The organism is Bradyrhizobium sp. AZCC 2262, assembly GCF_036924535.1.
Classification (GTDB): Bacteria; Pseudomonadota; Alphaproteobacteria; order Rhizobiales; family Xanthobacteraceae; genus Bradyrhizobium.
In genome coordinates, this window is record NZ_JAZHRT010000001.1 from 6,138,944 (window position 1) to 6,154,902 (window position 15,959).

The 15,959-nt window shown below is 59.4% G+C and carries 17 protein-coding genes and 1 pseudogene; 5 read left to right on the forward strand and 13 right to left on the reverse strand.

The features are described 5' to 3' along the window. Nucleotides 1-418 precede the first annotated feature (418 nt). Nucleotides 419-1,078 (reverse strand): nuclear transport factor 2 family protein, encoded by a 660-nt coding sequence (locus V1283_RS28770; protein ID WP_334389978.1) that lies wholly within the window; start codon nt 1,076-1,078, stop codon nt 419-421. 521 nt (nt 1,079-1,599) lie between these two features. Here V1283_RS28770 and V1283_RS28775 point away from each other — a divergent pair. Both V1283_RS28775 and V1283_RS28780 read left to right on the forward strand, forming a co-directional pair. Then, nucleotides 1,600-2,241, forward strand: coding sequence for an HD domain-containing protein (locus V1283_RS28775; protein ID WP_334393218.1), 642 nt, complete (start codon nt 1,600-1,602; stop codon nt 2,239-2,241). A 339-nt stretch (nt 2,242-2,580) separates the two neighbouring features. Beyond that, nucleotides 2,581-3,222 (forward strand): LysR substrate-binding domain-containing protein, encoded by a 642-nt coding sequence (locus V1283_RS28780; protein ID WP_334389979.1) that lies wholly within the window; start codon nt 2,581-2,583, stop codon nt 3,220-3,222. Between the two features lie 241 nt (nt 3,223-3,463). Here the strand turns inward: V1283_RS28780 and V1283_RS28785 are convergent, their stop codons facing one another. Further along, complete coding sequence (locus tag V1283_RS28785) at nt 3,464-3,769, reverse strand: hypothetical protein (protein ID WP_334389981.1); 306 nt, start codon at nt 3,767-3,769, stop codon at nt 3,464-3,466. A gap of 26 nt (nt 3,770-3,795) precedes the next feature. On the opposite strand from V1283_RS28785, the gene V1283_RS28790 reads away from it, so the two are divergent. From V1283_RS28790 to V1283_RS28800, 3 genes and pseudogenes are all read left to right on the forward strand, one after another. Next, entirely contained in the window at nt 3,796-4,188 is a 393-nt protein-coding gene (locus V1283_RS28790; RefSeq protein ID WP_334389982.1) for a winged helix-turn-helix transcriptional regulator, read from the forward strand. Between the two features lie 115 nt (nt 4,189-4,303). Further along, nucleotides 4,304-4,903 (forward strand): NADPH-dependent FMN reductase, encoded by a 600-nt coding sequence (locus V1283_RS28795; RefSeq protein ID WP_334389984.1) that lies wholly within the window; start codon nt 4,304-4,306, stop codon nt 4,901-4,903. A 207-nt stretch (nt 4,904-5,110) separates the two neighbouring features. Further along, nucleotides 5,111-5,416, forward strand: a pseudogene (locus V1283_RS28800) (carboxylesterase family protein); the annotation flags it as partial. Nucleotides 5,417-5,604: 188 nt separating this feature from the next. Here V1283_RS28800 and V1283_RS28805 read toward each other — a convergent pair. The 11 genes from V1283_RS28805 to V1283_RS28855 form a co-directional block, all read right to left on the reverse strand. Then, complete coding sequence (locus tag V1283_RS28805; protein WP_334389985.1) at nt 5,605-6,117, reverse strand: MarR family winged helix-turn-helix transcriptional regulator; 513 nt, start codon at nt 6,115-6,117, stop codon at nt 5,605-5,607. Next, nucleotides 6,110-7,297, reverse strand: coding sequence for an NAD(P)/FAD-dependent oxidoreductase (locus V1283_RS28810; RefSeq protein WP_334389986.1), 1,188 nt, complete (start codon nt 7,295-7,297; stop codon nt 6,110-6,112). Before V1283_RS28810 ends, V1283_RS28805 begins: the two co-directional genes overlap by 8 nt. Before the next feature lie 32 nt (nt 7,298-7,329). After that, nucleotides 7,330-7,836 carry a nuclear transport factor 2 family protein gene (locus V1283_RS28815; protein ID WP_334389988.1) on the reverse strand — a complete coding sequence of 169 codons (507 nt, stop codon included), beginning with the start codon at nt 7,834-7,836 and terminating at the stop codon, nt 7,330-7,332. A 68-nt stretch (nt 7,837-7,904) separates the two neighbouring features. Then, the gene (locus tag V1283_RS28820; protein ID WP_334389989.1) at nt 7,905-8,864 is read right to left on the reverse strand and encodes a Bug family tripartite tricarboxylate transporter substrate binding protein; all 960 of its coding nucleotides are present in this window, start codon (nt 8,862-8,864) and stop codon (nt 7,905-7,907) included. A 127-nt stretch (nt 8,865-8,991) separates the two neighbouring features. Next, the gene (locus V1283_RS28825; RefSeq protein ID WP_334389990.1) at nt 8,992-10,158 is read right to left on the reverse strand and encodes a 2-methylaconitate cis-trans isomerase PrpF family protein; all 1,167 of its coding nucleotides are present in this window, start codon (nt 10,156-10,158) and stop codon (nt 8,992-8,994) included. 61 nt (nt 10,159-10,219) lie between these two features. Beyond that, nucleotides 10,220-11,488 carry a CaiB/BaiF CoA transferase family protein gene (locus tag V1283_RS28830; protein ID WP_334389991.1) on the reverse strand — a complete coding sequence of 423 codons (1,269 nt, stop codon included), beginning with the start codon at nt 11,486-11,488 and terminating at the stop codon, nt 10,220-10,222. Between the two features lie 36 nt (nt 11,489-11,524). After that, the gene (locus tag V1283_RS28835) at nt 11,525-11,722 is read right to left on the reverse strand and encodes a ferredoxin (RefSeq protein ID WP_334389992.1); all 198 of its coding nucleotides are present in this window, start codon (nt 11,720-11,722) and stop codon (nt 11,525-11,527) included. A gap of 20 nt (nt 11,723-11,742) precedes the next feature. Next, on the reverse strand, nt 11,743-12,945 hold the full coding sequence (locus V1283_RS28840; RefSeq protein ID WP_334389993.1) for a cytochrome P450: 1,203 nt from the start codon (nt 12,943-12,945) through the stop codon (nt 11,743-11,745). A gap of 16 nt (nt 12,946-12,961) precedes the next feature. Then, on the reverse strand, nt 12,962-13,780 hold the full coding sequence (locus tag V1283_RS28845) for an SDR family NAD(P)-dependent oxidoreductase (protein ID WP_334389994.1): 819 nt from the start codon (nt 13,778-13,780) through the stop codon (nt 12,962-12,964). A 192-nt stretch (nt 13,781-13,972) separates the two neighbouring features. Beyond that, nucleotides 13,973-14,872 carry a fumarylacetoacetate hydrolase family protein gene (locus tag V1283_RS28850; protein WP_334389995.1) on the reverse strand — a complete coding sequence of 300 codons (900 nt, stop codon included), beginning with the start codon at nt 14,870-14,872 and terminating at the stop codon, nt 13,973-13,975. Between the two features lie 27 nt (nt 14,873-14,899). Then, complete coding sequence (locus V1283_RS28855) at nt 14,900-15,946, reverse strand: cupin domain-containing protein (protein WP_334389996.1); 1,047 nt, start codon at nt 15,944-15,946, stop codon at nt 14,900-14,902. Nucleotides 15,947-15,959: the final 13 nt, after the last annotated feature.

Below are 15,959 nucleotides of genomic sequence, written 5' to 3' on the forward strand. Positions count from 1 at the left end.
AGAATGTCTGGCGAAGCACTGTTGGCGTACGTCGGTTGTTGATCCAGTGGAAGGGGTGCGCGCTGCGGGCGGGACGGTCGGATTTGCCGGTGCCATCAACCCGCTCGTGCCATAACTATGCATACCGCCCGAAATACCGTCGTGCATGCTGCCAACCATGCCCCATGCATGCCGCCGCGCGCATGGCACTTACAAGGGGCAGGTCATACGCAAGGGGGGCCTTATGGCGACACAAAAGCTCAGCCAATTCGGATCGGAAGTATGATCGTGATTTCCTGCTCAGCCCCGAAAAGAGAAATCAGGTAGTCGAGTTGTGGGAGGTCGAGAAGTACGGGAGGGACCCGCGCACGGCTTACTGTCGCCGTTGCCGCCAACCACCGGCAGCAACGGTGGACTGTGCCTTCGACGTCGTACGCGATCATTGCGCGAGCCAGGCCTGCCCACCCTTCTTCATCTGTACTTCGAGGTCGCTACCCTTCGTCGCAAAGACGCGGCGCACCGGAAAGCCGCTTTTTTCGAGCAGATAGGCAAGCGGTGCATAAGCGCTGGGATAACGGGCAACGATTGCCTTGTCGATGTCGACAATCCCGGTCGGAAATGTGAAAGATCCCATGTCGTAAATGCATTGACGCTTGACTGTTTTCCAGACGCCGCCGCGCTTTTCGACGAGATCGTAGAAGCGGCTGTGTCCCGCGCAGCCGAGACCAAGCTTCAGGTTCTCGCCAATTATCACTACGTTGGTCTCGACCACTGCCTTGCAGCCGTTGAACGCCACCACCGGCGAAGTGATGAGGTGTTTCGTCCGCAGATCCGATGCGCCCATGCGCATCGAGGCATCGACAAAGTCGCTCGCCTTACCTTCAAACCACGTGACCTCGATCTCGCCGTCCGGATGGAACAGGGCGCGTAGGTCATCCCACTGAGCGAGATCGCGATGAATCCAGCCCGTCATCAGGTCAGCGATATCCATCCTGTCTTGCAGGTTCGTTTGCATTCGAGGTTCCTCTCCAATCGGACGTGCGGGACGGGGCGCAAGAGCAGCGGATTGATTCAAGGTCGTTTCGGCGGAGCTAACCACTATTCGACTCCCTGCTATGATGCCTGTTCAGGCCCAGACGCTCCTAATAGGGACGATCAAGACGCGCAGCCTGGCTCCTCACGCAGTGTTGAAGCTGCCCCCACGATTGTTTGAATTGAAGACCGCCGCGTTGCGGCGAGACCAAGACGTGATGCCACAGAGGATTGGCGCAAGATCAGGCAATCACAGCAAGGGACTTGGTTTTCTGGCAGATTGATATGTTCGAGACAACCCGGTTGCTGCCGGCTCGAGACGGCATCCCTCTGATCGACGCTGTGCGCTCGTATGCACCGGCTCCTGGGCAGCGACAGCAGAATAATTTTCGGTTTCTGAAGATTGAAGCAAGACCGGTGCAACCACAGCAACAGAACCAAGTCATTGCGAAGCGGATGGATACATTTTCATTTCGTGCCCGGTTCTCGCAATCGCAATTCCGTCAACAGACGTCGTGCCGGGCCGCACCTGACAATCTTCTCTCAAGATCAATCGCCAGGAGACGTGCAATGAATATCGATCTCACGATGACTATCGATCTTGCGGGGATCAGAATTCCCGATAGCAAGCTTGCTCGCGAAATAATGGAATTGGTGCAGGACGCCGAATCGGCGCTGCTCTTTCACCATTCGAGCCGCGTCTATTACTGGGGCGCTCTGGCAGGTAAGCGTCGCGGACTCAGGTCCGATCCCGAGCTGCTTTATGCAGGCGCGATGTTCCACGACATGGGCCTGACCCATCAGCACAGCAGCGCGGACGAGCGTTTCGAAGTTGACGGCGCGAATGTCGCCCGTGACTTCCTGCGCAGCCACGGCATCGCGCAACAAGATATCGACACGGTCTGGACCGCCATCGCCTTGCACACGACGCCCGGCATCCCGAAGCACATGCACCCGGTCGTAGCTCTAGTGACCGCCGGCGTCGAAATGGATGTGCTCGGGTTAAGCTATGCCGAGTACAGCGACGTAGAGCGCGAGGCGGTGGTGCATGCACATCCGCGTACTGCGCATTTCAAAGAAGACATCATCCAAGCCTTCTATGGCGGGATCAAGCACAAGCCGGAGACGACCTTCGGCAATGTGAAAGCAGATGTTCTGGCGGATAAGGATCCGTCCTTCAGGCGCGGCAATTTCTGCAGCGTGATCCGCGCCTCCGCCTGGCGAGGGTAAACTTCTCGCAAGATTGTCGGCTTGGCCGGAATCTATGCGTTCCGAAAAGTCTTGGGTATTGCCCAATGTGTCAATCGGCTTTGACGCTTGACACCCGCCGATCCCATACTCGGTCGCGACGGCGCCCTGGGCAGGCGCCGTCAGCAAGCAGATCATAAGGCTGGAGCGGTGATTCGGGTGTGCCCTGTTTCAGCGCGCCGGTCGCGGACTCCTCCTGATCGAGGCAGGACGGCGCCTGCTGCAAGAGATCGGGCCGGCCCTGGACCAGATCGAAGCCGCCAGCCGGCAGGTCGATCGTCGATCGCCCAACGCCTTGCGCATCAGCGCGCCCCCGTCTTCATGGCGTATTGGCTGGTGCCCCGGCTCGGCCTGTTCCAACAGCGCCATCCGCACATTGAGATCCAACTCGACAACAAGCGGGATCGAAGTCGGGCGTTGCCGGAACATGCCGATGTCGCTGTCCGTCGCGGGCTGGCAGATGCGACCGGCTTCTCCGCCGATCCTTTCATGCCAGAAGCCCTGTTGCCGGTGTTCGGTGCGGGCCTGCCCGGTCGGGACAACATCCGCGCGCCAGCGGATCTTGCCAATACGACCTGGCTGACGGCGACGATGCGCTCGGATGACTGGCAGCGCTGGCTTGCCAAAGCCGGGCTGGCGGGCCTGAGCCCGGCGCGCTGGGTGACGTTCGACCACACCAACCTCGCACTCGGTGCCGCGATGGACGGGCTTGGTGCGATCGCTCCTGTCTATCTGATAGAGGCCGAGTTGCGCACAAACCGCTTGATCGCGCCGTTTCCAGAATTGATGGCGCCAGACGATAGCTACCATGTTCTGTGCAGAACGGGCCAGGAGAACAGGCCTCCGGTTCGCGCGTTCAGGGAATGGCTTCATGAATTGGGAACGGCGCACGCCGATGCGGTGTCGACTTATTTCAGATGCATCGTTGGAACGAACGACGCTGATTCTCAGCGCTACATATGATGCGCGCATACAGCCAAGTATTTGGTCGGCTCAGGCGTCTCCTAGGAACCACTCGATCAGCCGGCGACTGACCACCATCTAGCACCGAGCTTTGTCTTTAAACCTCGAGAACACCGAAACGCGGTGCGCTTCTGCCTTGGTGAAACCGAAGCTTGCTGCGAAGGGGCCGGTTGTTTCGCCCTTCTTGCTCTGGGCAGAGGCGCGTTGATTACTGGCATTCGACAATCCCAAGTTCGTACTATCAAGCGTTATTCTCGTCTCGCATCAGTGACATCAGCTCTCTGCCGAAGGTTTCGATGTGAAGCCATGCCTCTCTCGACGCCCGCTCGGGATTTTTTCCGGTCAGCGCCGATGCAAAAAGCTGATGCTGCTCGACCACGCCTGAGCAATCATCCGGTTTGTCCGCCTGATCAGACCGGCACCGCAGCGCCCTGAGCCCGAGCCGATTGACACGCTGGAGGCTGTAGGGGCCATCAGCTTGATGGCTTTCCCCGCGGCCAGATGAAAGCCCATCACGAAAATCGATGCGCCTGCGGTCTTTATTCATGGCGTGATCGACCTTATGTTTGCTGCATGAGCATTGAACCAGAACAACTTCCCGCTGATTGCCGCCGGGCCAAAGACATCCTAGCGCGGGTCAGTGACAAATGGACAATCCTGCTTCTGATGGTGCTCGGCGACCGGCGGATGCGCTTCACGGAATTGCACCGGGCGATCGATGGCATCTCCGAGCGCATGTTGACCGTTACGCTGCGAAATCTCGAGCACGACGGGATCCTGATCCGGACAGTCTACGTCACGATTCCGCTGCGGGTCGAATACGAACTCTCCGACCGCGGACGCTCGCTCAAGCTTGCGCTGGCCCCGATCGGTAGGTGGGTGATGGAGAACCAGACCGACATCGAAGAGGCGCGCGAGCGACTCCGACAGCAATCCCCTGAGGATAGCGCCGTCATCGACGATTAAAGCCGCGACCTCACTTACTGCCGGGTAAGTCACTGCGGAAAAAGTGCGATCTTGCGCCCACCGCGGTTACCGCTACATGGTGGCTTACCAATCGTAAGTGTCTAGGAAAGCGACTATGCAAAAACGACCCAAAATCGGCATCATCATCAGCACAACCCGTCCCGGGCGGTTCGGGGAAGTCCCGACGAACTGGCTGTTCAATATCGCTAAGGACCGCAATGACGCCGATTTCGAGATTGTCGATCTCCGCGATTATCCCATGCCGTTCTTCGAGGAAAGGGTGCCGCTGCACGTTGCGCCGCCGCAGAACGAAGTCGCACTGCGCTGGGGCGAGAAGATCGCCAGCCTCGACGGCTACATCTTCGTCACGGCGGAATACAATCACAGCATTCCGGCCGTGCTGAAGAATGCCCTCGACTATCTTTGGTCCCAGATCCACCGCAAGCCGGCGACCTTCCTGGGCTATGGCGGGGGCGGCGCAGCCCGCGCCGTCGAGCATTTGCGGAATATCCTCGCCACGGCGCAAGTGGCCTCGCTCCCGCGCGCCGTTCATATCGGCATGATCGAGATGATGGGCATGATGCGCGAGGGCAAGTCCATGGCGGACTATCCCTACCTCGACGACTACGCCAAGCCGATGCTGGACGAACTCGTCTGGTGGGCCAACACGCTCAAGGAAGGCCGCTCCGGCGACAGGGTCGCCGAGGCAGCCTGAGTTCTGGTCACCACGGGATCGGCAAAAGTGCGCTACTACCGTGCGGCTGCGTGGGATATGGAAAGTTGCACGCGGCGGGGCAATCAGACCGTTGGCCCGGCTCGGCTACATGGACTACACTAGCGTCGCGGAAGTTTTCAGCATGCCCTCCTACGCCGACCAGGCGAGTCTAGTCGGGGAAGCTGTCGCGAACCGAACCCGTCCCGCCGCGCGATGCGCTCGGCGTCGAAGAGCGATTCACCGGTCTATGTCTTCGAATTCAATGACCGCAAAGCACCGCAATATCTCCCGCCAGCGTCCTACCCGTATGGCGCGGCACATACGCTTGAGCTGCAGTACATCTTCCCGGGCTATCATGGCGCGGCCGGTGTGAAGAAGCCGCTCAGTGCCGACCAGCAGATGTTGTCCAACGCGATGATCAAGTATTGGACCAACTTCGCCGGGACCGGCAATCCGAACGGCAAGGGCCTGCCGAACTGGCCGCAATGGACGCGAGCCACGGAACAGTCCTAAATGCTCGATATGAAGATCGCGACGGGCACGGAATTCGCCAAGGACCGCAAATGCGACTTCTGGGACATATTGTAACGCAATGTAACTAAGAAAGGCCTCCGGCCGAATCGCAGGAGAATCATTTCAGACAGCGTTTCACGCAGCCTTGGTCAAAAACTGAGGTCATCCACTCGCAAAATTATGCCCGCTTAGCCTCTCTCAATTCCAGGCTCTGCGATAAACTTCATGCACCTCATGAAATGCGGTCGGTCTTCGGGTGCCAGCGGCGCGAGCAGTACGGTTTGCAATTGAGATACACCAGAAACCAGCTCCAACAGCGCATGTTTTCCGAAAGGAGCCAAAGATACCTCGGCTGAGCGGCGATCATTCTTGTTGATGCGTTTGGTGATCAGGGAACGTTCCTCCATGCGACTGATCATTTCGCCTAGCGTGCTGCGATCGACCCGGATGTGTCCCGCGAGTTTCGTCAGCGTAAGCGTGCCACACTGGTACAAGGTCAACAACACACCGAACTGACGTGGCGTGATTTCACTCTGTGTGGTCAATTGCTCGTATAGACTCTTGAAGCGCGTATCGAGCAGCCGCACGAGGAAGCCAAGTCCCTTGTCGAGCTTGAGCGTGCGGGCAATGTCTTCGAGCGATTTGTCTCCCACAGCGGAACGAGCTTCGGCCTTGGGCGACTTGGTCTTAACCTTATGCATCGGCACCAAGGCCCATAACGCCACGGGCAAGCCTAGCACCATAACGCATGGTCTTTGCACCAGCGTTGCATCCTACGACGCCGATGAGTTCCCCCGCCTTGTGATACTCCGCCACGAAGGCCCGCTTTTCGTTGTCTTGATGCACAATCCGTATGTCGTCGGCATCAACCGCGGAACCCAACATTTGTAGACGTACTCCGTACAAGTCTGACCAGAAGTAGGGAACAAAATCACGCCAAGGAGTTCCGATTCCGCCAGAAATGGATTGTGCGACGATGCGAGCCTGCTCCCTCGCTGCCGTCCAGTGTTCGTGTCGTACATGCAGTCCGCTCAATGGATCAAGCCACGCCGCGACATCTCCTGCTGCAAAAATGCCCTGCGCCCCCGTCCTTCCCTTCTCGTCGCAGAGGATACCATTCGATAACTCAAGTCCGGAGGAAGCCAGCCATTCCACGTTGGGTAGCGAGCCCAGGCCCGCAACCACGACGTCCGCGTCGATTCGCATGTCATCGGCGATGAAAACTCGCTGCCCGCAAGCCGCCCTTTCGATCCTTTCGACGGCAACGCCGCACAGAAGTTCGACGCCAGCCTGGACATGCAAATCTGCAAGCCGAGCGGCGATCTGGCTACCCAGAATCCGCTCGAACGGAAGCCTCGCCGCTTCGATCACGACGACGTCGAGCCCGAGACTAGAAGCGGTAGATGCCACCTCAGCCCCGATAAAGCCCCCACCAATGACCACGAGGCGCTTGCCCGGGCGAAAAAGGGCACGCAACTGCGTTGCGTCGTCCAGACCACGCAGCAAATGAACTGTGCCTGTGCAACGATCGGCATGGAATGGCCGGGCGCGTGCGCCCGTCGCAATAATGATGCGTTTTGCGGTGAGCGATTGACCCGATTCGAGGGAGACCGTACGCGTATGGAGGTCGAGCCTTTGCACAGCGCTTCCGAGTTGCAGATCGATCTTTGATCGCGCATAGTGGCCACGATCATGAAATAGCAGGTCCGGCAACGCTACTTCAACCTGCAACGCCGCCTTGGACAATGGCGGCCGGTCGTAAGGCAAGTGAGCCTGTGCATCGACCAGGGTAATCCTGCCAAGGAAGCCGCATCGCCGCAGCTCATTCGCCGCGCCTACGCCGGCTACCGAAGCACCGATGATGAGTACACTATCCGCCATGCTTTCGCCTTCTTGCGGCCAACGCCGATTATTCAGAGGGTCTCGACGATAAACGAATTGGCAATCTTTCGCCTGAACGCATAAGCAGCGATCACCGGATTGACGTATTCCCGGACGTGGCTGATCCGCCCGTCGCGGATCGAAAACCGGAATACATATCGATTGCGATACTCGCGTCCGTCGGACAAAATCATGTTGCCGCGCTGCTCGATGAAGACCCGGCTGCCATCGCCCGTGATGGAAAGCTCCACCTCTTCGGCTCCCAGATTCTTCAGACCGTTGGCGGTGGTGGTCATCCAGAAGTCGACCACCTCGGCAATTCCTACATAGCGGCGAAACCCTCCCGGGGCGGTAGATCCGCTCTCACTGAACGGAATTTCATGCACCGCGTCTTCAGTGATGACGTCGGCGATAGCCGCAGCATCCCTTGTGGCGATCGCCTTAAAGAAGCGAAGGATGGCATCCTTGGCCGCTCGTCGCCCGATGGGCGAATCGGATGGATCTTCATCGCTCTTGAGAAGCGCGCCAAGGCCAGGCACTGGACGATTCATATCGAGCTCTCCGTAATTCGCGGTCTGGCAATGCAGACCGACGTAGTTGAATGTCCCTATTCAGGCTGGATGCCGGCCGCTTCGATCATCGTCTTGAACGAGGCATTTTCTTGTTGCACGACGTCGGCGAGTTCCTGGGGCGTACTAGCGATGACCTCGAGGCCCTTCGATGTTATCTGGTGTTCGACAAAATCCGGCTGCTTAAGAATGGCACGGAGATCGCTTCCGACTTTCTGCACAATCTCATCGGATGTACCTGGTGGGGCGAACACGGCGTACCAGATCGAGGATTGCAGGTAACCGAAGCCCGCCTCCTCGGTTGTCGGCACATCCGGAAACTGCGGCGATCGTTTCTTGCCGGCGATCGCGAGCGCCCTCAGTTTTCCCGCTCGCAGGAATTCGCCGGCGACGCCCGCACTTCCTGTCGTGAATGACACCTCTCCGGTAATCATCGCGATCAGAAGCGGCGATATCCCGTTGTAAGGAATATGCTGGAGGTCGAGACGCTCCTTGCTGTTCAAATACTCAAACAGCAATTGCGGTTGTGAACCGCGTCCGAACGAACCGTAGTTCCATTTCTTGGGTTGCTTTTTGACGAGATCGACCAGTTCGCGAAGGCTGTTGGCCGGCACCGCCGGATGAGCCAGGACAAAGTTGTCGCTCTGCACCATCAGGGTTATCGGCGTGAACTTTGACGGATCGTACTGCAGGGACTTGAACAAATAGGGCGCCGTCGTGATGGTTTGATTGACGGTGGCCAGCAGGGTGTAGCCGTCGGGCGCTGCGCGAAACACCGCTTCCGTTCCAACCGTACCACCGGCACCCACCCGATTTTCAACGATGACAGGCGTGCCCCATTTCGAGCTGAGCTCCTGTGCGGCAGCGCGAATGACGAGATCGACACCGCCACCGGCGGGAAACGGCACGACGAAACGCACGAGACGCGACGGATAGCTTTGTGCGTGAACGGCGCTGGCAAGGCCAGCGCTGATTGCTAGCGCAATGAATGCCCCCACTGCAAGCGTCGCGATAGTTCGCCACTCGATTCTCGACGAAATTTTGCGTTTCGATGCAACTGAATTTATCCGATGCAATTTCAACTACTCCTCGATGACGCATCGAAACGATGTCGCTCAGAACTCTTCAAGCAGCTGGAAGCAGAACGCTTCCTTCAAACAGCCGGCGGGCAGTTCGGAAGACGCCGGCCTCCGCTACCCGCCACGCGCCTTCGACGCATTCGCAAGCCGCCGTCAGTTGCAGAACGCCGGACGGATGGCCGATCCGGAACTCCTCCCGGCCAAGGCCAGCCGGACTCGCGACGGCGTTGGCGACGGTGCCGGTGATCTTGCATGCCGCTGCCAGACACATGGCGCCAGTCAGAGGCGTTGCCTTGTGCGGCAAGCCCATGGACATCATTTGCGTGACGATATCGACCCTGTTCGCATCGACATCGGCCCCGGAACCCGTTTTGTAGCCGGTCGCCTTTCTGACGATCGCGACCAGCGGCAGATTGGTCATTCGGGTGCGGGCGGTATCCTCGTCAGCAACAAGGTTCATCGCCAGCGCGGCAGCAATCCTGACCTCTTCGAGCAATTGGCGCTGCTCGACCGATTGGAACCACGCCGTATCAAACCCTTGCACCTCCGAACAAACATCGTCCATGTTGATGATGGCGACGGGATTGGCGACATCGACAAGCGAGGCCTCGATCCTGCGACCTCTCCCGATATCCAGCAAGTCGCGAACATTGCCGGTCGGCAAGAGCTTGCCGGTCGCCGCCCCGGCCGGGTCGACGAATGTCAGTTTGATCGGGGAGCCCGGCCGCGATACGCCGTCGATCTTGTAAACGCCGGCGACCTTGGCCTTGCCGCTCTCAACCGCAAACTCTGCGACCAGCTTCTTGTTCGTGTTGGTGTTGAAAATCCGCACGGTCACCTGCCCATCCGCCGCGGAAATCAAACCTTCATCCAGGGCAAACGGCCCGACAGCTGAGCTGATGTTGCCGCAGTTTGCCCGATAGCTCACGACCGGTTTTTCGATACCAACCTGGGCGAAGGTGTAGTCGATATCGATTCCCTCTCGTGCGGACGGAGAGATGATCGCGATCTTCGAGAGCGAAGAGATCCCGCCCCCCATGCCGTCGAGCTGACGCTCGGCGCCATCGGGGCTGCCCATGAGCGAAAGAAACAAGCGGTCCCATTCGGCGCAATTCTCCGGCGGCTCGCCAGGCGGCAGATCGGCCTTGCGGAAGATCACCGCCTTGCTGGTTCCGCCGCGATAGAATGCCGCCCTTAATCGTTGCTGGCTCAAGACTTTCTCCCGAATTGCGGCATCCCTCGTACCGCTTCGCCGTCACCGGAAATCCGTCGTCTCAAATCGCCTGGCTGCTGCGCAAGTCGCCGATCTCGGATTCGTCCATCCCGAGGAGATCATGCAAGATGGTGTCCGTGTGTTGCCCAAGCATCGGCGGGCAACTGATCGGGGGTGTCGGCGATCCGCTCATCTTGACCGGCCAACCAGGCAGCACCACAGGACCCCGTGTCGGATGGATGATTTCCGTCAGCATGCCGGTAGCCCGGAAGGACGGATCGTTCATCAGGTCACCAGTATCGAATACGGCTCCCGCCGGAACGCCGGCGCCGTTCAACATCTCCATCGCGGTCCGTTTGTCCTGGCTCAACATCCAGGGACGAATGATCTCATCAACCTCTTCCTTGCGCTCGAAGCGGGCTTCCGGAGTTACAAACCTGATGTCGTCGAGCAGATCGGATCGCCCGATCGTCTTCAGCAGGGCGCGCCATTGGCGATTGCCGGTCAGTTCGTCCCGCGCCGTGTAGATGAAGCAATAGTCGTTGGGGCCCCCGCCCTTACACGGATAAAGTCCCGACGGCGCCGCGGTGCTGCTCGGCGAGCCATTACCTACACGCGTCACGGGCTTCCCGGTCAGTTGATGGCGAGCGAACGTGATCCGGCTGAAGTTCATGACAGCTTCCTGCATCGCGACCCGTATGCTTTGCCCCTTGCCGGTGAACTCCCGCTGATAGAGCGCGCCCAAAATGCCGATTGCCAGATGCAGCCCGGACCCGGTATCGGCAAAAGTCGGACCAGGCTTGATCGGCGGTCCATCCGGCTCGCCGGTGAATGCGACCGCGCCTCCGGCGGATTGTGCGATCGCATCGAAGCAGCGAAAGTCTCTGTACGGGCTTTCCTCGCTGAACCCGCGCACGGTGCCGTAAATGATCCGCGGATTGATCTTGCTGACGGCTTCATAACTGAGGCCGAGTTTATCTGTGGTGCCCGGCGCAAAATTCTCCAGGAAGACATCGCACTCGCGGATCAGCCGGGTCAGAACTTCTTTACCCTTGCTGTTCTGCAAATCGATCGTGATGCTTCGCTTGTTCGAATTCAGCACCAGGAAATAGAGCGAGTCGGCGTCGGGCGAATCCGCCGAGGCAATACGCGCGGGATCGCCAAGTTTCGGCCTTTCGACCTTGAAGACATCGGCGCCGAGAAAAGCGAGTGACTGCGCGCACGCCGATCCTGCCTCCCACTGTGTGAGGTCAAGGATCTTGACCCCCGTCAGCGCGCGGGGGTGCTCCGATGCGACGTCGGCCGAAATGGTCTTCTGATGCTGATTCATATGAATTCCCCACGCTCTCGCGTCTTTCGCCGACGATTATTCGTCATGAACGGTGATAGCTTCGGACGGACAGACGCGCGCGGCGAGCCGCGCCGAGGCTTCGAATTCGGGCGCCGGATTTTCGGTCAGGAGGACCACGATGCCGTCCTGTTCGTCCTGGTCGAATACGTGGGGCGACTTGAGAACGCATTGTCCGGCCGCAATGCAACGTAATCTATTGATGGTAATACGCATGAGAGTTGCTTTCGGTTGGTTCACCAGGCCAGGGGAAGCTCGTGCACTCCGTAGACAAACATGTCATGGCGGAAGCGGAGCTTCTCGAATGGGACGGCGAGGCGGAGGTTGGGGAGCCGGTTGAACAGCGATCCATAGACGATGCGCAGCTCAGCCCGCGCGAGCACCTGGCCCAGGCATTGATGGATGCCGAAGCCGAATGCGACGTGGCGGGCCGCGTCCCGTTCCACGTCGAATTTGTCCGGATCCGGAAACAGATCAGGATCGCGGTTGGCGGCCGGAATCGAGCAAATGACGCCCTCCCCCGCCTTTACCAGCTTGCCGTTGACGTCGATATCCTCCATTGCCACGCGGCGCGCGCCGACGTGCAGCACGCTTGAGAACCGCAACAGTTCCTCGACCGCCCCCGGGATCATTTCGGGATTGCTCTTGATCAGGGCAAGCTGGTCTGGATGCTGCAGAAGGGTGAGCACGCCCAGCGCCGTCATGTTCTGGGTGGTCTGATGACCCGCGCTCAGCAGCAGGCGGACAATGTTGATGAGCGTCAACCGGTCGACGTGACCCGGCTTGAGCTGTTCGACGACCAGCCGAGACACGATATCGTCCTGCGGCTCGCGCTCCTTGCGGGTGATCAGCGCGTCGAGATAGCCGAAGAGGTCGTCGAGCGACTTGCGGACTTCGGCCGGCGTGGATTTCGATCCGAACTGGATTCGCGTGGCCTCGTGGAAGAACGCGTGGTCTTCGTAGGGAATTCCGAGCAGGAAGGTAATGATCTCGGTCGGCAGCGGCGCCGAGAAATGCTCGACAAAATCGGCCCCTTGCGGCAATTGGCAATACTGCGTGATTAGCCTGTCCACACTCTCCTCGATGCGCGGCGTCAACTGCTCGATCCGGCGAACCGTGAACTCCTTTGTCACCATCCGGCGCAGGCGATCATGCTCGGGATTGTCCAGGCGAAGAAACGACCTGTCCGCCTTGTCCGCAACCATGCGCCCTTCGAAGACGTGAGGGAACCCTTCCCGGTTCGGCTCACAACTGAACATGGGATTGCTGAGCACGGCACGGATGTCGTCGAATTTGGTCAGGAGATACGGATAAGTCCCGTCCCATAGCCGCACCCGCGCAAAAGGCTCGTGCGCGCGCAGTCCCGCATAGTCGTCGGGCGGATTGAACGGCTCAGTCCGGCTCATTGGATAGGCGAGTTCGGCAACAGTCTGTGACATCTTGTTCTCCTTGATCTCAGGACGCAGCCGCCGACGGCGTCGCCTGCGTCAGTTTGCGTCGGGCCGCACGCATCCGGTCCAGCCAGTTTTCCCGGTCCGCCGCCCTGCGCTGCTCGTATTCGGCGACCTTCGGATGGGGCAACACCAAAAAGTGTCGTGTCCTGAGCGCCTCGATAATTTCCCGGGCAACGTCGTCCGGCTCGAGAAAATTGCTCGACACGCCCGCTTTGAGGCTGCTGGGCTTCGTCATGCCGGTGCGAACGCCCTCCGGGCAGACGCAGGAGATCGAAACGCCATCGTCGGCGTGGGTGATCGAGAGCCATTCGGCGAGTGCGACCGCCGCATGCTTGCTGGCCGCGTAGGGGGCGGAGCGAAAATCCGTCAGCAGGCCGGCCGCAGAGGCGGTGACGAAAAAGTGTCCGTTTCCGCGTCGGGCCATGCGTGGGATGACGGCTCGCGCGGCGTTGACGTGACCCATCAGGTTGACATCGAGCGACATCCGCCAATCGCTGGCTTCGCCAAGACCGTCGCCGGTGTGAATTCCGGCGTTCGAGCACCAGAGATCAATCGGACCGATCTCGCCTTCGACCTTCGCCACCGCCGCTTCGACGGATCGGCTTTCGGCCACATCGAGTTCAAGCGCCAGCGCGGGGCCGCTGGAACATGTCTCATTGATCGCAGCCGCTACCCGCTGGGCTGCTTCGATATTGCGATCGGCCACGACCACGCTGCGAATGCCGCATTGCGCTAGCGACCGGCAGAGCGCCTGCCCGATGCCGCTCCCGCCACCGGTAACCACAGCTACCTGTCCTGCTGCATCGAAGCCGTCAGCCATCCTTGGTCCTTATATGCTCTTTGGTCCAACCATAGACCCATAACTTTCCGAACGTCAACCCGTTCGCCGCAATGCATTGGAGCGATGCTGAAATGCATTGACGGCGAGCAATCTGCAGCGCGAGACAATCCGTGCGGCCAAAACACTCATGGCTCGCCTTAGTGAATGTTTCTGCAGGGAACCGAGATCGCCTTATGCGAGGCTCATTGTCGGGACTTTTTTCCAGACCGGATGCGCGCCGTCTTTTCCCTGTTTTACATCCAGGGTCATCTCGCCGACGCCCGCGATCCGGATTGCGACCTGATCTCCAGCTTTTAGCGGCCCGACACCGGCGGGGGTCCCGCTTGCAATGATGTCGCCCGGATAGAGCGTCATGACCGAGGACGCCATCGCGATCATCTCGGGAACGCCGACGATGAGGTTGCGTGTGTTAGCCTTTTGCCGCAGATCGCCGTTGACGCTCAGTTCGAGATCGATGTCGTCGTAACGTGGAACCTCATCTGCTGTCGTGAGGTAGGGGCCCATCGGGCAGAACGAATCGAATGACTTGCGCATCACACGCTCCTCCTTGCCTCGAACGACGACGTCAATCAGGCACGAATAGCCAAACACATGCTCGAGCGCCCGCTCACGCGAAATGCTGCGGCCACCCTTGCCGATGATGATCGCGAGTTCGCACTCGTGGTGGATTTCACGATCGGGCAGAACAGGCAGCACGATGGGATCGTTCGGCCCGCTAAGGCTCGAATTCGCCTTAAGGAAAAACCCTTGTCCGCTTGCATCAAATTTCGAGATCAGCCCTGTGCCCGTTTTCATCTCGTCGATATGAGCGTGATAATTGGCGGGATAGGCGATGACCTTGTTCGGCCATGCCACCGGGCAATTGAGTTGTGCCTCCGCGAACGGGATCCGTTCCGCGGTCTGCAGTTTCTCAAGGATTCGCGGCTTGATGTGATTGAACGCCGTGATGAAGCGCAGCATGCCCGTTGGCGGCCATGCGATCGGGTCGTAGCCGATGACGCCGGAGATGTCGGCGATGGCCGTATCCTCGACGATTCCGATTCGCCCTTGATTGAAATTCGCGATCTTCATGCTGCTGTTCCTCGTAATATCGAGCCGTCAGGCCGCTTCTTCTCGGTAAAGGCCGAGCGACTTCAACACCGGGATATCGTTGACCTGAAACAACACCGCGTCTGCCTTGTCCGAGCGGTTTTCGTGGGCGTGGACGGCCCAGGGCGGCAAGGCCAGGAAATCGCCTTTCGACCAGTCGAACTGTTTTCCATCGATCACGGTCGTGCCCTGCCCGCGCACGACGTAGTAGACCACGCTTCCGGTATGCCGATGCGGCTTGCATTTCGCGCCGGGACGTAGCACCTGGATCGCGGTGCCGATCGTTGGCAGCGCCGGACCGCCGGTCAGGGGATTCTGGTATTCGAGGAGCGTGTCGTCGAAGGGATCCGGATCAAGCCCGACCGCTTGCGAGAGAGCCTCCTGCGCTCGCGACCAGGTATAGGCCAGAACGGGACTCGAACCGCTGGCCCGCTTTTCATGCATCGGCCGTAGCAGACCGCTTCCGAACTCGCGATAGGAGCGATCCGAGATCCGGTTGACGCTCTGGCGCGGTTCGCTTGACCCCTCGAAGAACGTCGCATGCAGCAAGCGCACCAGCGAAATGTCGAGTACGTCAAGCCAGATCATCGGCTTGCTGCCCTTGTGCTCGTGGTCGTGCCAGGTCCAGCTTGGCGTCAGGACGAGATCGCCCTCGTTGATCACATATTGCTCGCCGCTGACGATGGTGTCGGCGCCGCTGCCCTCCATGATGAACCGTAGCGCGGTCGCCGCATGACGATGCGCGCTCGCGATTTCGCCGGGAAGAATATATTGAATGGAAGCCCAGAACGTCGGCGTCGTGCCGTAGGGCAGGCCCGGATTGGTCAGGCGCAGCGTGCGACGCTGTCCTCCCTGTTCGAGCTTGAGCGATGCGCCGATCCTTTCAAGCAGCCGCGCTAGATCAGCCGCTTTCCAGTGAAACGGCTGCATTGTGCTTTTGGGCTCTTTGGTGAACAACGGAGGATCGTCCGGTTGCGCGACCCGAACGCCGTACTTTGCCAATTCATCGGCGAGTTCCTGACGCTGCCTTGCGTCGCTCATGACTTCAGAGGCCATGTTTCTCTCCCTT

What these genes read in the sequence shown, in the direction of transcription:
- V1283_RS28850 (WP_334389995.1), bottom strand. Translation starts at nt 14,872, where the DNA reads ATGAAGATCGCGAATTTCAATCAAGGGCGAATCGGAATCGTCGAGGAT.
- V1283_RS28835 (WP_334389992.1), bottom strand. Translation starts at nt 11,722, where the DNA reads ATGCGTATTACCATCAATAGATTACGTTGCATTGCGGCCGGACAATGC.
- V1283_RS28845 (WP_334389994.1), bottom strand. Translation starts at nt 13,780, where the DNA reads ATGGCTGACGGCTTCGATGCAGCAGGACAGGTAGCTGTGGTTACCGGT.
- V1283_RS28790 (WP_334389982.1), top strand. Translation starts at nt 3,796, where the DNA reads ATGAGCATTGAACCAGAACAACTTCCCGCTGATTGCCGCCGGGCCAAA.
- V1283_RS28795 (WP_334389984.1), top strand. Translation starts at nt 4,304, where the DNA reads ATGCAAAAACGACCCAAAATCGGCATCATCATCAGCACAACCCGTCCC.
- V1283_RS28830 (WP_334389991.1), bottom strand. Translation starts at nt 11,488, where the DNA reads ATGAATCAGCATCAGAAGACCATTTCGGCCGACGTCGCATCGGAGCAC.
- V1283_RS28780 (WP_334389979.1), top strand. Translation starts at nt 2,581, where the DNA reads ATGGCGTATTGGCTGGTGCCCCGGCTCGGCCTGTTCCAACAGCGCCAT.
- V1283_RS28785 (WP_334389981.1), bottom strand. Translation starts at nt 3,769, where the DNA reads ATGAATAAAGACCGCAGGCGCATCGATTTTCGTGATGGGCTTTCATCT.
- V1283_RS28805 (WP_334389985.1), bottom strand. Translation starts at nt 6,117, where the DNA reads ATGCATAAGGTTAAGACCAAGTCGCCCAAGGCCGAAGCTCGTTCCGCT.
- V1283_RS28810 (WP_334389986.1), bottom strand. Translation starts at nt 7,297, where the DNA reads ATGGCGGATAGTGTACTCATCATCGGTGCTTCGGTAGCCGGCGTAGGC.
- V1283_RS28840 (WP_334389993.1), bottom strand. Translation starts at nt 12,945, where the DNA reads ATGTCACAGACTGTTGCCGAACTCGCCTATCCAATGAGCCGGACTGAG.
- V1283_RS28775 (WP_334393218.1), top strand. Translation starts at nt 1,600, where the DNA reads ATGACTATCGATCTTGCGGGGATCAGAATTCCCGATAGCAAGCTTGCT.
- V1283_RS28855 (WP_334389996.1), bottom strand. Translation starts at nt 15,946, where the DNA reads ATGGCCTCTGAAGTCATGAGCGACGCAAGGCAGCGTCAGGAACTCGCC.